We start from the raw sequence: 14,610 nt of genomic DNA, 5'->3' as shown, positions 1-14,610 counted from the left end.
CCTTACTTTCCGTTAAAGGTATTCATGGTAATATTGATGCCTGCCAGACCGAAACTTTCTATTACTTCCCGGCTTTTTTTAAAGCGCTCTCCCAGTTTCGCACTTTCTTCCTCTGTCCATTCGCCTAAGACGTAATCCACTTGCCGTCCTTTCGAGAAATCGTCGCTAATTCCAAAACGAAAACGGTTGTATTTTGTGGTTTGCAAGACGTTTTGAATGTCGTGCAGCCCGTTATGTCCGCCATCACTACCCTTGATCTTTATCCGCAAGGTACCGAAAGGTAAATTGAGGTCGTCTGTTATCACCAGCAAGTTTTGCAGGGGGATCTTCTCTTTTTCCAACCAGTATTTCACAGCCTTGCCACTAAGATTCATATAAGTGCTGGGCTTGAGCAGTATAAAAGTTCGCCCCTTCTTTTTATAGGTGGTTACATCTCCTAGTTTTACGGTTTCCCAACTCAGGGATTCTTCTTCCGCCAGCCGGTCCAGGATTTGAAAACCAACGTTGTGCCTTGTGTTTTTATATTGAGCTCCTATATTTCCGAGCCCGGCGATTAGAAATTTTTTCATAGGATCACCATCTGTAAGTGGAGCGTCGTTCTTATTGCCGAATAATTTTCTGAAAAATGCGAACATTCAGTCTATTTGAAAAGTAAAAATAAAAAAAAAGCACCCGGCAAAGGCGGATGCTTTTAAATATATTCTTGAGAAGTCTTTATTCTTCTGCAGGAGCTTCAGCAGCAGGAGCTTCGGCACCAGCCTCAGTTCCTTCAGCACCTTCTTCAGCACCTTCTTCACCTTCAAGTCCTTCTTCTTCTTCCTCATCTACTTCATCCACAATTGCGGTACGTGAAGTTCTCACCTGGCAAATAACCGTGTTATCAGGGTGGAGGATCTTGTAGTCGTCAGACGCTACAGAAGTAACATACTTCTTGTTTCCAATTTTCATTTCGGTAATATCAACCTCGATAAAATCGGGAAGATTTTCCGGGATGGCCTTAATTCGAAGTTTACGAGTAACAATTCGTAAAACCCCTCCATTTCGAACACCTCGTGAGTTTCCAACCACACGAACCGGGATCTCAAGCATTACTTCCTTATCGTCGAATATCTGATAGAAGTCGATGTGTAAGATGCGGTCGCTTACCGGGTGGAATTGTATGTCTTGTAGTATGGCATTGACTTTAGTGCCATCTTCCAGGGCAATTACAACCGTATGTACATCCGGAGTATACACAAGGTTTTTAAATGCCAGTTCATCTGCTGAAAAGTGAATAGGCTCGTCTCCTCCGTATACTACGCAAGGAACCTCTCCAGCATTACGCAAGGCTTTCGTTGCCGATTTGCCCACGCTTTCTCTTTTAGATCCGTTGATTGTAATTGATTTCATTATATAATTTTAGTTTATACTAGTTCCTGCGCATTTCTCAAAGGGAGATAAGGCTTCAACAAGCCTGTTTTGGCGTAGGAGGGTGCAAATGTAGCTTTTTTTCTGAAAAGACTAAAGAAAAGTAGTAAAGAAAAAAGCAGAATTAGCTCTGGGGATGGTACCTCTGCTTTCTGTATCTTTTCTCTTGATTCTGAATTTATTACATCAGGAACTTCGAGCTTATCGACTTATTCGCGTTAACGCTTAACATTACGTCTGCAAACAGATTGGCACAAGTTAACACCCTGATCTTAGGGCTCGATTGCCTTAATGGGATAGAATCTGTTACGATAAGCTCTTCCAGTTTAGAGTTTTCGATACGTTCGTAGGCGTTTCCGGAAAGGATAGGATGAGTACAAATGGCACGTACACTCAAGGCTCCGCGTTCCATCATAAGATCGGCGGCTTTAGCCAGTGTCCCGGCTGTATCCACCATGTCGTCTACCAGGACCACGTTTTTCCCCTGCACGTCTCCAATTAGCTCCATATGCGAGATCACGTTTGCCTTAGCACGCTGCTTGTAACATATCACAACATCACTTTCAAGCGCCTTCGAGTAGGCATAGGCACGTTTAGATCCACCCATATCCGGGGAGGCGATTGTAAGGTTGTCCAGGTTCAGGCTCTTGAGGTATGGTAGAAAAATGGTAGAGGCAAAAAGGTGATCTACCGGCTTTTCGAAGAATCCCTGGATCTGGTCGGCATGCAGGTCCATGGTAATGATTCGCGTTGCACCTGCCGTTTCCAGCATCTTCGCCACGAGTTTAGCTGCGATAGGAACACGCGGCTTGTCTTTTCGGTCCTGGCGTGCCCATCCAAAATAAGGCAGCACAGCCGTAATATGCCTGGCTGAGGCGCGTTTGGCCGCATCCAGCATTAATAGCATTTCCATTAGGTGGTCGCTATTGGGAAAGGTAGAACCAATGATAAATACCCTGCTTCCTCGCACCGATTCTTCAAAGGATGGCTGGAATTCACCATCGCTATAGGTTGAGGTAATAATCTTCCCAAGGGGAATCCCAAAGGCATTGGCGATGTTTTGAGCGAGTTCCTTACTCTGCTTGCAAGGAAATATCTTTGGTTCTGGAATGGGTGCGGACATTTTAAGTTACGTTGGTTTGCTGCAAATGTAAAATTATCGTTATGGAATTCGTAAAAATGAAAGCGCGATTTACTAACAATTTTGATTTTATTGTTTATTTTTGCCCTCCCTTGAAGCCTTGGTGGCGGAATTGGTAGACGCGCTGGATTCAAAATCCAGTTCCTTCGGGAGTGTGGGTTCGATTCCCACCCAAGGTACAATAAGACACAAAAAAAGTGAAGGATGAGCGAGTTTCAAAAATGAAGCTCGCTTCTTTTTTTGAAACAAGTGATATGCTTCTTTTTGTGTCTTTCACGCGTAGCGTGACGGGAACATTGGCTTCGCCAATGAATCCCACCCGTCTATTCACTATTTTTTATTGCAATTCTTTATTAGGGGATTCCGCCATTTTAGTTTTCAACAGTACGTTGACGGGAAGCCGAGGGTATAGAAAATGTCCGGTGGACATTTTTACCGAGGTGCATGGCTTGCCGCGCGGGCTACTCCTGCTTCATGGAATGATTCTCAGAATTATTTTATGCCCATTCTTGTCTTTTTTAGGACTTGCCCGCATGTATTCTGAATTAAATTCAGAATGACAAATCGGTCGCCAATGAATCCCACCCGTCTATTCACTATTTTTTATTGCAATTCTTTATTAGGTGATTCCGCCATTTTGGTTTTCAACGGTACGTTGACGGGAAGCCGAGGGTATAGAAAATGTCCGGTGGACATTTTTACCGAGGTGCATGGCTTGCCGCGCGGGCTACTCCTGCTTCATGGAATGATTCTCAGAATTATTTTATGCCCATTCTTGTCTTGTTTAGGACTTGCCCGCATGGATTCTGAATTAAATTCAGAATGACAAATGGATCGCCAATGAATCCCTCCCGTCTATTCACTATTTTTTATGGAAAGAATTGATTCTGAGAATTTTATTTTTTTCTACCACATTTCCCGCTTCAATTACGAAATCCGTATTTTTGCATTTCAGAAATAATAAATATGAAAATCGAACAGATCTATACCGGATGTCTCGCCCAGGGAGCATACTATATTGAAAGTAATGGAGAAATTGCTATTATCGATCCTCTACGGGAAGTTAAACCTTATATAGACCGGGCGAAAGCAGACAATGCTACCATAAAGTATATATTCGAAACTCATTTTCATGCCGATTTTGTAAGTGGACATCTTACGCTTTCAAGAGAAACCGGGGCTCCAATTATTTTTGGACCGAATGCAAATCCAAGTTTTGAAGCTATCATAGCAAGTGACGGACAAGAATTCGAACTTGGAGATATTACAATTGTAGCATTGCACACCCCAGGCCACACCATGGAAAGCACTACCTACTTATTGCGGGATTCCAATGGAAAGGATCATGCCATTTTTAGTGGCGACACCCTATTTCTTGGAGATGTGGGACGGCCAGATCTGGCACAGAAAGCCGCACATCTCACTCAGGAAGAACTTGCCGGAACTCTTTTCGACAGCCTGAGAAGTAAGATCATGCCCCTGGCGGACGATGTGATCGTCTATCCGGCTCACGGTGCAGGTTCGGCGTGCGGGAAGAACCTAAGTAAAGAAACTGTGGGAACCATAGGGGAGCAAAAAAGGACGAATTACGCGTTGAGAGCCGATATGACCCGCGAAGAATTTATTAAAGAAGTTACAGACGGCCTTTTACCTCCGCCTCAATATTTTCCGCTAAATGTGAAAATGAATAAAGAAGGATATGAGGATATCGATGAGATAATAAAAAGAGGAACACATGCCCTGGAGCCGGATGCCTTCGAAGCTGCAGTGAATGAAAGTGGTGCTCTGGTACTCGATGTACGGCACCAGCGGGATTATATTCGCGGACATATTCCCAGATCCATCTTCATTGGTCTCGATGGAGGTTTCGCCCCCTGGGTAGGAGCACTTATTGGCGATGTTAAACAACCGTTATTATTGGTGACTCCCGAAGGACGGGAGGAAGAAACCATCACAAGATTGTCGCGCGTAGGTTTCGATAATACCCTGGGTTACTTGAAAGGCGGCTTTGAAGCCTGGATGAATGCAGGAAAGGAATATGATACTTTGAAGTCGATTTCTGCAGAGGAATTTAAGCAAGAACTTTCAGAAAAAGATATCCCGGTATTCGATGTGAGAAAACCCGGTGAATATGAAGCAGCTCACGTAAAGGATGCACATTTAACACCGCTTGATTTTTTAAACGATCACCTGGCCGAATTCCCTTCCGAAGAAACCTTTTATATACATTGTGCAGGGGGTTATCGCTCGGTAATTGCTGCCTCTATCCTGAAAAGCCGGGGTATTCATAACCTGGTTGATATCGCAGGTGGGTTTAAGGACATTAAACAAGTGGGGATTCCAATAACAGATGAGGTCTGCCCATCCACACAGAAGTAATCTTTAATTCTTTAAAAATTTCTGAATTTGCCTGCCTTGTTAAGGGCCAATTTCCATTTTCCATCCCGTTCAAGGTCCTGCCTGTAGGCAAATGAAATCACACTCAATACGAGTAAAAGGAGCAGATTTTGCTTCAAGAGACAAATTGTATGAATTATTACAGTCAATTCGTACATTTACTACGCATTAATCCGCTTTTATGACCGATTTCTGGCTTTATGTAAAACTAGGTCTGGACCACGTCCTCGACCTGAATGGCTATGACCATATCCTTTTCCTGATAGCATTATGCGCTGCTTATTCGTTCAATGCATGGAGGAAATTATTGTTACTGGTAACGCTCTTCACCATAGGGCACACCATTTCCCTGCTGTTGGCACATTACAACATCGTGGCAATACGAGGGGACTACGTAGAGTTTTTAATTCCCGTCACCATCCTTGTCACCGCACTGTATAATATTTTTAATGCCAGACGAAATAAGCCATCTTCGGCCAATTTGATGTTTTACCTGGTGACCTTGTTTTTCGGCCTTATTCATGGCTTTGGTTTTGCCCGCTACTATAATATGATGAAGACAGACGATAGTGTAGCACCTTTACTAGAGTTCGCTTTAGGGGTAGAATTGGCTCAGATCGTGATCGTGCTCATCACATTGCTACTATCATTTCTGGCTGTTGGAATGCTACGATTTAACAAAAGAGATTGGCTGTTGATCATGTCCTCTATCGTAATTGGAATGACCATCCCAATGCTAGTAGATACCTGGCCATTTTAAAGTTTTTCAAATATTTAACGCCTGTATGCTTTGCGATCGTGTAACTTACTTTTAATTTCGCCTACCTATCACCTAACAAATGACCCAGGAAAAACAACGAAAATACGATATAGCCTATTTGCGAATGGCCAAAGAGTGGAGTACCTTGTCCTATTGTGAAAGAAGACAAGTTGGCGCGCTTATTGTGAAAGATAAAATGATTATAAGCGACGGATATAACGGTACGCCAACGGGCTTTGAGAATATTTGTGAAGACGATGAAGGATTTACCAAATGGTATGTACTTCACGCCGAAGCCAATGCCATCTCGAAAGTTGCCTCTTCAACTCAATCCTGCGAAGGGGCTACTTTGTATATAACTATGTCGCCCTGCCAGCAGTGTAGTAAGTTGATACACCAGGCAGGAATAAAGCGTCTGGTTTATCACGAGGAGTACAAGGATAATTCGGGTGTGAAATTTTTAAGAAAAGCCGGCGTTAGTATAACGCATATTGAAGCAATTTAGAGCCCTATGGGGATTCAGAAAAAATACCTTCCTTTATTGATAAGTGTGGCCATAGCCGCAGGCGTATTTATTGGGTCTAAGCTGAATTTCCACGATACTAACGAAAAGATCTTTGCCACCAACTCCAAGAAAGACAAGCTCAACAGGCTTATAGACTATATCGACTACGAATACGTAGACCAGGTGAATACAGATAGTATAGTAGATGTAACCGTTAACGGAATATTGGAAAATCTTGATCCGCATTCGGTGTATATCCCTGTAGACGACTACGAAGACAACGCCAATGATATGCGAGGGAATTTTGTTGGTATTGGGATTAGTTTTTATCCCTACAAGGACTCCATAGCAGTAATACGTGCGATAGAAGGAGGGCCTGCCGAAAAAGCCGGAATTAAAGGCGGAGACAGGATCTTATATGCAGACGGGAAACCACTTTTTGGGTCGGATATCTTCCGCGACAGTATCTCCGAATTCTTAAAGGGTGAGATCAACTCTAAAGTTATGCTTACGGTGTACCGGCCTTCGGAAAATAAAATGATCGAATTTAAACTGAAACGCAAACGAGTTCCGCTTGTGAGCGTAGATGCTGCGTATAAACTCACAGATGAAATAGGTTATATAAAGGTAAATCGATTTTCGGAAACTACTTATGCCGAATTCCGCGAGGCCCTGGATGAGCTAAATGACGAGGGAATAGAGACCCTGGTATTGGACTTGAGGAATAATCCCGGAGGCTATATTTATGCCGCCGAAAAACTGGTAGATGAGTTTCTGGAGGATGACAAACTTATGCTCATCACTCGTAATAAGAGCGGTGAAGAGAACAGAAGTTATGCTACCCGTAAGGGTGATTTTGAGAAAGGGAAGGTATATGTACTTATCAATGAGAATTCTGCCTCCGCCAGTGAGATCGTAGCCGGTGCTCTACAAGATAATGACAAAGGGACTATCATAGGAAGGCGATCCTTCGGGAAAGGTCTGGTTCAGCGGGAAATGGCACTGGGTGACGGAAGTGCTGTACGTTTAACCATCGCACGTTATTATACCCCTACAGGCAGGTCCATACAGAAACCTTACGGCAATGGAAATGGAGATTATTACCGCGACTACGAGAACAGGTATAAAAATGGTGAGTTGGAAGACCCCGAGAATATACAGGTGGCAGATTCCTTGCGATTTATTACCCCAGGCGGGAAGGTTGTATACGGAGGAGGAGGTATTATCCCCGACGTTTTCGTGCCAAAAGACACCAGTGTGGAAAATGAAACTCTCGAATATATTTCGAGAAGCGGATTTATGGGATATTTTATTTTCGAATACCTGGAAAAGAACAGGTCTTTCTTTAGCGGTATGACCTTCAATCAATTTGCAGACAATTTCGAGATCCCCGAATCGCTAAAGGAGGAATTTTATACGTACTCTGCGTTCGAAAATGCCCAGATCGACCTTCGCAAGTACAGTGATGAACTGGGAACTGCATTGAAGGCAAACATTGCCCAGCAATTGTTCGGTACTAATGCGTTCGAATATTTTCTCAACGATGGGGACGCAATGCTTAACAAGGTGATGGAGCTCGAGTATTCAGAAGCCAAAAAAGATTAATCACTATTTCTTCCCCGAGATCTTGCGGGAAGATCTTAAAATCAACATTAACAGGATAACACAGGCCGATGCCAATATACTGATAGCAGCTACCTGGCTGTCGCCCTCGAACAGATTGTCGAAGTCCAGTTTGGTAATATTAAAGATGATCAGACCTGCTGCGATGGCGATGAAAATATAAATAGCTGCTTTCATGTTCTATTAATTAAATAATTCCTGAATGTTCGAAGTGAATAATTTTACTGCTATGGCTAACAGGATAACCCCAAAAACCTTCCGAATGATCTCTATACCATTCTTTCCCAGGATACGTTGTAAACGCGCAGAGGTCTTAAGGACAATATAAATAAAAACAATGTTTATTAGAATAGCCACGATCACGTTCTGGATCTCGTATTCGGCGCGAAGTGATAATAGCGTGGTAAGACTTCCGGGTCCGGCCAGCATAGGAAACGCCAATGGGAATATTGTGGCAACTTCGGGGCCGGTACCGTCATCTTTGAACAGGGTGATCCCAAGCAGCATTTCAATAGCGATAAAGAAAAGCACAAAGGCTCCCGCGACGGCGAATTCGTTTACGTTTATTCCAATAAGATTTAATATGCGTTCACCCACGAATAGAAAAACAGTAAGAACCACCGCCGCAATAATGGAGGCTTTTTCGCTATGGATATGTCCTGCTTTCTCACGTAGGGAAATAATGATAGGTATATTTCCAATGATATCGATCACTGCAAATAAGACCATACTGGCGGTAAAGATCTCTTTGGCGTTTAATGTCATTAGGTGCTGTTTAAGGCCGCAAAATTAGGCAAAGTGGTTCGATTTTTATTACTTCTGAATTAATATTTCCTTCAAAAGTTTGACTTGCAACAATTTTAAAGCATGTATCTTTGGAGGCATGTTTCAGCTTGGAAAAACCATAGTTTCTGAAGATATCATCGAAAAAGATTTCGTGTGCAATCTTAACGCGTGCAGAGGAGCCTGTTGCATAGAGGGCGAGGCAGGCGCGCCTGTTACGACCGAAGAAGTAGAGATCCTTCGGGAAATTTACCCCAAAGTAAAACCATTTCTAAGGCCTGAAGGAATTGCGGCTATAGCGGCTCAGGGGACACATATCATTTCTAAACAGGATGAGCTGGAAACCCCCCTTGTAAATGGAAAGGAATGTGCTTATGTTACCTTCTCCAAACAGGGAGTTGCCGGCTGTGGGATTGAGGATGCATACAACGCAGGGGCGATCGATTTCCGCAAGCCTATCTCCTGCCATTTATATCCTGTACGAGTTCAGGACTATAGCGAATTTGCCGCGGTGAATTATCATAAATGGCCTATCTGTGATGACGCCTGCGTATTAGGGAAAGAGCTAAAGGTGCCGGTGTACAAGTTCGTAAAGGACGCTCTTATAAGGAAGTTTGGTGAACATTGGTATACCGAATTGGAAAAAGTGGCAAGGGATATGAATTAGTTATTGCCCCAATGTATCTTCTATCCGTTTCAAATAGGTTGGTTGCAGCCTCCCTCTTCTATAAAATCTTTTCAGTAAAAATCCCTACACAATATCACCTGTTCGGGCGATGATCAATTGGTTGATATTTAATATATTAGTACTACGTAAACATAACCACTAAAGAAGCTACATTATGAAGAAATTATTGTTTTCCATTGCTATATTGGCAAGTTTCACAGCCTGTGAAAATCCGGTATCCAAAAAGATAAAAGAAACCAAGGAATCGGTTTCAAACACGCGAAAAGCAGTGAAAGAAATGGAGAAGGTTCAGGAAGATATGGAGGATCTAAAGAACGAAGAACCATTAACCAATGAAGAATTAAAAGCCTGGTTACCGGATGAGATAAATGGAATGAAGCGTACTGGGTACAAAGCAGGTCAAACTGCTTTTATGCAGATCGCTCAGATCGAGGCAACCTATCAAAATGAGGATAAGTCGAAGAAACTACATATCCAGATCATGGATGGTGCAGGTGAAATGGGGGCAGCTGCAACTGCAGGTATACGAATCTTATTTTCGCAGGATTTCGAAGAAGAGGACGAGTACAAAGTAAGACGAACGCTCGTGAAGAATGGCAATAAAGCCGTTGAAGAATACCGAAAAGACGGTAGTCGTTCTGAAATCCAATATATGGAGGACAACCGATTTTACATAATGGTAAGAGGAACTAATATGGACCTGAAGGAAACCTGGGACGCCATAGACGAATTGGATACAGACGATCTGGGGTAGAATCAAAATAATAATAAGTATGATCGCCTTTATTTTTGAAGGCGATTTTTTTGTTTTCTGAAGCACATTAAATGAAAATCTGCTTTTAGAAAGCTAAATTTTCATTCTTTTTTTAAGTTCTCGTTGTTGAAAATTTAGCCTTGAAAAACAGCACCAAACAGCAAACAAACCGCCATGATACGGAAGGCGATGAAGGTTTTCAACGTGCTAAGGGTCTAATTGTTCATAAGTTTGAGAAAATTTCATAAAACACACAAAATCAATTAGTTAAACCATTTATTTAAGATAATAATAGTAACACTTACAAAACGTACGTGTTGAAAACTTTGTTGAAAACCAACTCTCATTTCTGAAGATTTTCAACTTAGATTTTTTCATATTTGTTAGTCCCGAGTAACGACAAATTTTCTAAAAATCCAAAAACACGAAGGACAATGAACCAAGTAGAGCCCATTTTACAAGACAACAAAGACAGGTTTGTAATTTTCCCCATTCAACATCACGATATTTGGGATTGGTACAAAAAAAGCGAAGCCAGTTTCTGGACCGCTGAAGAGATCGATCTACACCAGGATCTATCAGATTGGAACAATAAATTAAGTGATGACGAGAAATATTTCATCAAACATATTCTGGCCTTCTTTGCTGCTTCCGATGGGATCGTAAACGAGAATCTCGCAGAAAACTTTGTGAATGAAGTTCAGTATAGCGAAGCTAAATTCTTTTATGGTTTCCAGATCATGATGGAAAATATTCACAGTGAGACCTATTCGTTACTCATAGACACCTACGTAAAGGATGATAAGGAAAAGGACATGTTGTTCAGAGCCATAGAAAATTTCCCTGCGATCAAGAAAAAGGCAGATTGGGCCCTGAAATGGATCGAAAGTCCGAGTTTTGCGGAACGCCTTATTGCCTTTGCAGCCGTGGAAGGGATCTTCTTCTCGGGAGCCTTCTGCTCTATCTTTTGGTTGAAAAAACGTGGTCTTATGCCGGGTCTAACCTTCTCTAATGAGCTTATTTCTCGCGACGAAGGAGTGCATTGTGATTTTGCCGTGCACCTGCATAACAACCACCTCATAAATAAAGTGTCTAAAGAACGCATCCGCGAAATTCTTGTAGATGCACTAAATATAGAACGTGAGTTTATTACAGAATCCCTGCCTGTAAGTTTGATAGGGATGAATGCAAAACTCATGACTCAATACCTTGAATTTGTAACCGACCGCTTATTAGTTGAACTTCAATGTGAAAAAGAATACAATGCAACCAATCCGTTCGACTTTATGGATATGATCTCGTTGCAGGGTAAGACAAACTTTTTCGAGAAGCGTGTTTCAGAATATCAGAAAGCAGGTGTTACCAACAAAGACAAGGAATCGAACAAGATTAGTTTCGACGCAGATTTCTAAAGTATTCCAATAGCGGAACATATCCGCGGAAGATTTAATATATCGCTGATAATGTGGTGTTTAGCAATGCCTCAGCAGCACCCTTTTACAACTAAGTAACCTCATAAAAGCAAAACAGAAATGGATGTAGTAAAAAGAGACGGACGAAAAGAACCCATCATGTTCGATAAGATCACTGCCCGGGTGAGAAAATTGTGCTATGGATTAAACGAATTGGTGGATCCCGTTAAGGTAGCCATGCGCGTGATTGAAGGTTTATACGATGGTGTAACCACCAGCGAATTGGATAATCTCGCCGCAGAGATCGCTGCTACCATGACCACATCTCATCCTGATTATGCAAGACTGGCAGCACGGATTTCCGTTTCCAATCTACACAAGAACACCAAAAAGTCATTTTCTGAAGTGATGACAGACCTGTACGAGTATGTTAATCCGCGTACCGGAAAAAAAGCACCCCTGTTAAGCGATGAGGTATACCAGATCATAAAAGAAAATGCCGAAGAACTCGATTCTACTATCATTTATAATAGAGATTTTGGCTATGACTACTTTGGATTTAAAACCTTGGAGCGATCGTACCTGCTAAAACTAAACGGAAAGATCGTAGAACGCCCGCAGCATATGCTAATGCGTGTTTCTGTGGGGATACATCTCAACGATCTTGAATCGGCTAAGGAGACCTACGAATTGATGTCGAAGAAATTCTTTACCCATGCTACTCCTACTTTGTTCAATAGTGGAACGCCAAAGCCACAAATGTCGTCTTGTTTCCTACTAACAATGAAAGACGACAGCATCGACGGTATCTACGACACACTGAAGCAAACGGCGAAAATCTCACAATCTGCCGGAGGGATCGGATTGTCTATCCACAATATTCGGGCTACTGGCTCGTATATTTCGGGAACAAACGGTACTTCCAACGGAATCGTTCCTATGCTTCGTGTGTTTAATGATACCGCGAGATATGTAGACCAGGGCGGTGGTAAGCGGAAAGGATCTTTTGCTATCTATGTTGAACCCTGGCATGCCGATATTTTCGATTTCCTCGACCTGAAGAAGAATCACGGCAAGGAAGAAATGCGAGCCAGAGATCTATTCTATGCAATGTGGATCCCGGATTTATTTATGAAACGAGTACAGGATGATGGAGATTGGACCTTGATGTGTCCTAATGAGTGCCCTGGCCTTTTCGACACCCACGGCGATGAGTTCGAAGCAATGTACACCAAGTACGAAGCGGAGAATAAAGGAAGAAAAACCATCAAAGCACGTGAATTATGGGAAAAGATACTGGAATCTCAAATTGAAACCGGAACACCATACATGCTGTATAAAGATGCAGCCAACCGAAAGAGCAACCAGAAAAATTTGGGAACCATCCGTTCCTCGAACCTGTGTACAGAGATCCTTGAATATACTTCGGAAGATGAGGTAGCGGTTTGTAACCTTGCTTCTATCGCTTTACCCATGTTCGTAAAGAACGGGGCGTTCGATCATAAAGAATTATTCAGAGTAACCAAAAGAGTAACCAAAAACCTTAATAGGGTAATAGACCGAAATTACTACCCGGTAAAGGAAGCAGAGAATTCTAACTTCCGTCATCGTCCGGTAGGTCTTGGGGTGCAGGGATTGGCAGATACCTTTATCTTACTGAGGTTGCCCTTTACCTGCGATGAAGCTCAGAAATTAAACCAAGAGATCTTCGAGACCCTTTATTTTGCGGCTGTAACTGCTTCTATGGAGGAGGCAAAGGCAGATGGCCCTTACGAAAGTTATAAGGGGTCTCCAATTTCTCAGGGGGAATTCCAGCACAATCTATGGGGGATAAAAGATGAAGAACTTAGCGGCCGATGGGATTGGGCCAAACTTCGTAAGGATGTGAAAAAACATGGGGTGCGTAACTCACTCCTGGTGGCACCTATGCCAACTGCATCCACCTCGCAGATCCTGGGCAATAACGAGGCCTTCGAACCTTATACATCCAATATCTACACCCGAAGAGTACTTTCTGGTGAGTTCATTGTAGTGAATAAGCACCTGTTGGAAGACCTGGTAAACCTTGGATTGTGGAACGACGACCTGAAGGAAGAGATCATGCGAGCCAATGGTTCTATACAAGATGTGGACGTGATCCCTCAGGAATTAAAAGAGTTGTATAAGACTGTTTGGGAATTGAGTATGAAGGATATTATCGATATGTCCCGTCATAGAGGATACTTTATCGATCAGTCGCAATCGCTTAATCTCTTTATGGAAAATGCCAATTTTGCAAAGCTAACCTCCATGCATTTCTATGCCTGGAAAAGTGGCCTGAAAACAGGTATGTACTATCTGCGTACCAAGAGTGCCGTAGATGCAATTAAATTTACTTTAAAAAGTGAAACTAAAAAAGAACCGGTTGCTGCCGTTGCGGAAACCAGTGTGGATGCTACTTCGGCAGTATCCAATAAACCACTCACTCCTCAGGAATTACGTGAAATGCTAGCCAAATCGCGCGATGCAGAAGACGATGACTGTTTGATGTGTGGTTCTTAATTTAAGTGTTATTAATTATGAAAAAGGAGGGCGTATGCCCTCCTTTTTTTATACTTTCATTTATATTAGCTTTTTACTTTATCATGGACGAATTAATTAGCCGGCCCGAGGAGGTGTTACATTGTTCCCAGTGCCAAACACCCATATCCTCCGATCATAAATTTTGTGTGAATTGTGGATTTCCGGAAAGAGGCTCGGACAGGGAAAAGTCTGGTTTTCATGCAAACCGGGTCCTAAACGCCCGAAGGAGCCAGATGGCTAAAAAAGAGATCAAGTCCGGGCGAAACAGCTTATTGATCATCGCAGGACTCTCCTTCCTGTTCGGGATAGGTTATTTCTTTTTACATGATGACACGGCAACCCTCATAGCTTCAGGGATACTCACAATAGTATATCTTGGCCTGGCCTACTGGTCCCAGCAAAGACCACTTATAGCGCTGGTTCTTGGCTTACTTGTGTATTTAACAACCATAGTAATAAATGCCATCGTAGATCCGGAAACCATATACAAAGGGATTATTGTGAAAGTACTTATTATAGTCTTCCTCAGTAAAGGAATTAATTCGGCTTTACAGCTAAGAAAAACTCAGATTTGATCC

At 42.5% G+C, this 14,610-nt stretch carries 14 protein-coding genes and 1 tRNA gene; 10 read left to right on the top strand and 5 right to left on the bottom strand.

Annotated elements, in window-relative coordinates:
- Positions 1-2: 2 nt before the first annotated feature.
- The 3 genes from pth to C5O00_RS04075 all read right to left on the bottom strand — a co-directional run bounded on the left by pth (position 3) and on the right by C5O00_RS04075 (position 2,530).
- On the bottom strand, positions 3-635 hold the full coding sequence (gene pth / locus C5O00_RS04085) for an aminoacyl-tRNA hydrolase (protein ID WP_105215181.1): 633 nt from the start codon (positions 633-635) through the stop codon (positions 3-5).
- A gap of 79 nt (positions 636-714) precedes the next feature.
- The gene (locus C5O00_RS04080; RefSeq protein ID WP_105215180.1) at positions 715-1,389 is read right to left on the bottom strand and encodes a 50S ribosomal protein L25/general stress protein Ctc; all 675 of its coding nucleotides are present in this window, start codon (positions 1,387-1,389) and stop codon (positions 715-717) included.
- 199 nt (positions 1,390-1,588) lie between these two features.
- Positions 1,589-2,530: a ribose-phosphate pyrophosphokinase gene (locus tag C5O00_RS04075; RefSeq protein WP_105215179.1), complete on the bottom strand. Its 942-nt coding sequence runs from the start codon at positions 2,528-2,530 to the stop codon at positions 1,589-1,591.
- Positions 2,531-2,645: 115 nt separating this feature from the next.
- Between C5O00_RS04075 and C5O00_RS04070 the strand changes: the two genes are divergently transcribed.
- From C5O00_RS04070 to C5O00_RS04050, 5 genes are all read left to right on the top strand, one after another.
- A tRNA-Leu gene (locus tag C5O00_RS04070) sits at positions 2,646-2,727 on the top strand.
- A gap of 787 nt (positions 2,728-3,514) precedes the next feature.
- Complete coding sequence (locus C5O00_RS04065) at positions 3,515-4,927, top strand: MBL fold metallo-hydrolase (protein WP_105215178.1); 1,413 nt, start codon at positions 3,515-3,517, stop codon at positions 4,925-4,927.
- 199 nt (positions 4,928-5,126) lie between these two features.
- Entirely contained in the window at positions 5,127-5,705 is a 579-nt protein-coding gene (locus C5O00_RS04060) for a HupE/UreJ family protein (protein ID WP_105215177.1), read from the top strand.
- A 79-nt stretch (positions 5,706-5,784) separates the two neighbouring features.
- Positions 5,785-6,210 (top strand): deoxycytidylate deaminase, encoded by a 426-nt coding sequence (locus tag C5O00_RS04055; RefSeq protein ID WP_105215176.1) that lies wholly within the window; start codon positions 5,785-5,787, stop codon positions 6,208-6,210.
- A gap of 6 nt (positions 6,211-6,216) precedes the next feature.
- Positions 6,217-7,815, top strand: coding sequence for a S41 family peptidase (locus C5O00_RS04050; protein WP_105215175.1), 1,599 nt, complete (start codon positions 6,217-6,219; stop codon positions 7,813-7,815).
- Positions 7,816-7,818: 3 nt separating this feature from the next.
- Here C5O00_RS04050 and C5O00_RS04045 read toward each other — a convergent pair whose 3' ends face one another.
- Entirely contained in the window at positions 7,819-8,010 is a 192-nt protein-coding gene (locus C5O00_RS04045) for a hypothetical protein (protein WP_105215174.1), read from the bottom strand.
- A gap of 6 nt (positions 8,011-8,016) precedes the next feature.
- Positions 8,017-8,598: a MarC family protein gene (locus tag C5O00_RS04040; protein WP_105215172.1), complete on the bottom strand. Its 582-nt coding sequence runs from the start codon at positions 8,596-8,598 to the stop codon at positions 8,017-8,019.
- A 118-nt stretch (positions 8,599-8,716) separates the two neighbouring features.
- Between C5O00_RS04040 and C5O00_RS04035 the strand changes: the two genes are divergently transcribed.
- The 5 genes from C5O00_RS04035 to C5O00_RS04015 all read left to right on the top strand — a co-directional run bounded on the left by C5O00_RS04035 (position 8,717) and on the right by C5O00_RS04015 (position 14,607).
- Positions 8,717-9,283 carry a DUF3109 family protein gene (locus C5O00_RS04035; RefSeq protein WP_105215170.1) on the top strand — a complete coding sequence of 189 codons (567 nt, stop codon included), beginning with the start codon at positions 8,717-8,719 and terminating at the stop codon, positions 9,281-9,283.
- 175 nt (positions 9,284-9,458) lie between these two features.
- A complete protein-coding gene (locus C5O00_RS04030) occupies positions 9,459-10,058 on the top strand; it encodes a hypothetical protein (RefSeq protein ID WP_105215168.1) in 600 nt (199 codons plus the stop codon).
- Between the two features lie 434 nt (positions 10,059-10,492).
- Entirely contained in the window at positions 10,493-11,470 is a 978-nt protein-coding gene (locus C5O00_RS04025) for a ribonucleotide-diphosphate reductase subunit beta (protein ID WP_105215166.1), read from the top strand.
- 120 nt (positions 11,471-11,590) lie between these two features.
- Entirely contained in the window at positions 11,591-14,011 is a 2,421-nt protein-coding gene (locus tag C5O00_RS04020; protein ID WP_105215164.1) for a ribonucleoside-diphosphate reductase subunit alpha, read from the top strand.
- Between the two features lie 17 nt (positions 14,012-14,028).
- Complete coding sequence (locus tag C5O00_RS04015; RefSeq protein WP_105215162.1) at positions 14,029-14,607, top strand: zinc ribbon domain-containing protein; 579 nt, start codon at positions 14,029-14,031, stop codon at positions 14,605-14,607.
- Positions 14,608-14,610 lie beyond the last annotated feature (3 nt).

This window comes from Pukyongia salina (assembly GCF_002966125.1).
Lineage (GTDB): Bacteria > Bacteroidota > Bacteroidia > Flavobacteriales > Flavobacteriaceae > Pukyongia > Pukyongia salina.
Note: the sequence above shows the minus strand (reverse complement) of the source record. Positions and strands in the feature narration are given on the sequence as shown.

What these genes read in the sequence shown, in the direction of transcription:
- C5O00_RS04040 (WP_105215172.1), bottom strand. Translation starts at nt 8,598, where the DNA reads ATGACATTAAACGCCAAAGAGATCTTTACCGCCAGTATGGTCTTATTT.
- C5O00_RS04055 (WP_105215176.1), top strand. Translation starts at nt 5,785, where the DNA reads ATGACCCAGGAAAAACAACGAAAATACGATATAGCCTATTTGCGAATG.
- C5O00_RS04075 (WP_105215179.1), bottom strand. Translation starts at nt 2,530, where the DNA reads ATGTCCGCACCCATTCCAGAACCAAAGATATTTCCTTGCAAGCAGAGT.
- C5O00_RS04035 (WP_105215170.1), top strand. Translation starts at nt 8,717, where the DNA reads ATGTTTCAGCTTGGAAAAACCATAGTTTCTGAAGATATCATCGAAAAA.
- C5O00_RS04025 (WP_105215166.1), top strand. Translation starts at nt 10,493, where the DNA reads ATGAACCAAGTAGAGCCCATTTTACAAGACAACAAAGACAGGTTTGTA.
- C5O00_RS04060 (WP_105215177.1), top strand. Translation starts at nt 5,127, where the DNA reads ATGACCGATTTCTGGCTTTATGTAAAACTAGGTCTGGACCACGTCCTC.
- C5O00_RS04080 (WP_105215180.1), bottom strand. Translation starts at nt 1,389, where the DNA reads ATGAAATCAATTACAATCAACGGATCTAAAAGAGAAAGCGTGGGCAAA.
- C5O00_RS04020 (WP_105215164.1), top strand. Translation starts at nt 11,591, where the DNA reads ATGGATGTAGTAAAAAGAGACGGACGAAAAGAACCCATCATGTTCGAT.
- C5O00_RS04045 (WP_105215174.1), bottom strand. Translation starts at nt 8,010, where the DNA reads ATGAAAGCAGCTATTTATATTTTCATCGCCATCGCAGCAGGTCTGATC.
- C5O00_RS04065 (WP_105215178.1), top strand. Translation starts at nt 3,515, where the DNA reads ATGAAAATCGAACAGATCTATACCGGATGTCTCGCCCAGGGAGCATAC.
- C5O00_RS04015 (WP_105215162.1), top strand. Translation starts at nt 14,029, where the DNA reads ATGAAAAAGGAGGGCGTATGCCCTCCTTTTTTTATACTTTCATTTATA.
- C5O00_RS04030 (WP_105215168.1), top strand. Translation starts at nt 9,459, where the DNA reads ATGAAGAAATTATTGTTTTCCATTGCTATATTGGCAAGTTTCACAGCC.
- pth (WP_105215181.1), bottom strand. Translation starts at nt 635, where the DNA reads ATGTTCGCATTTTTCAGAAAATTATTCGGCAATAAGAACGACGCTCCA.
- C5O00_RS04050 (WP_105215175.1), top strand. Translation starts at nt 6,217, where the DNA reads ATGGGGATTCAGAAAAAATACCTTCCTTTATTGATAAGTGTGGCCATA.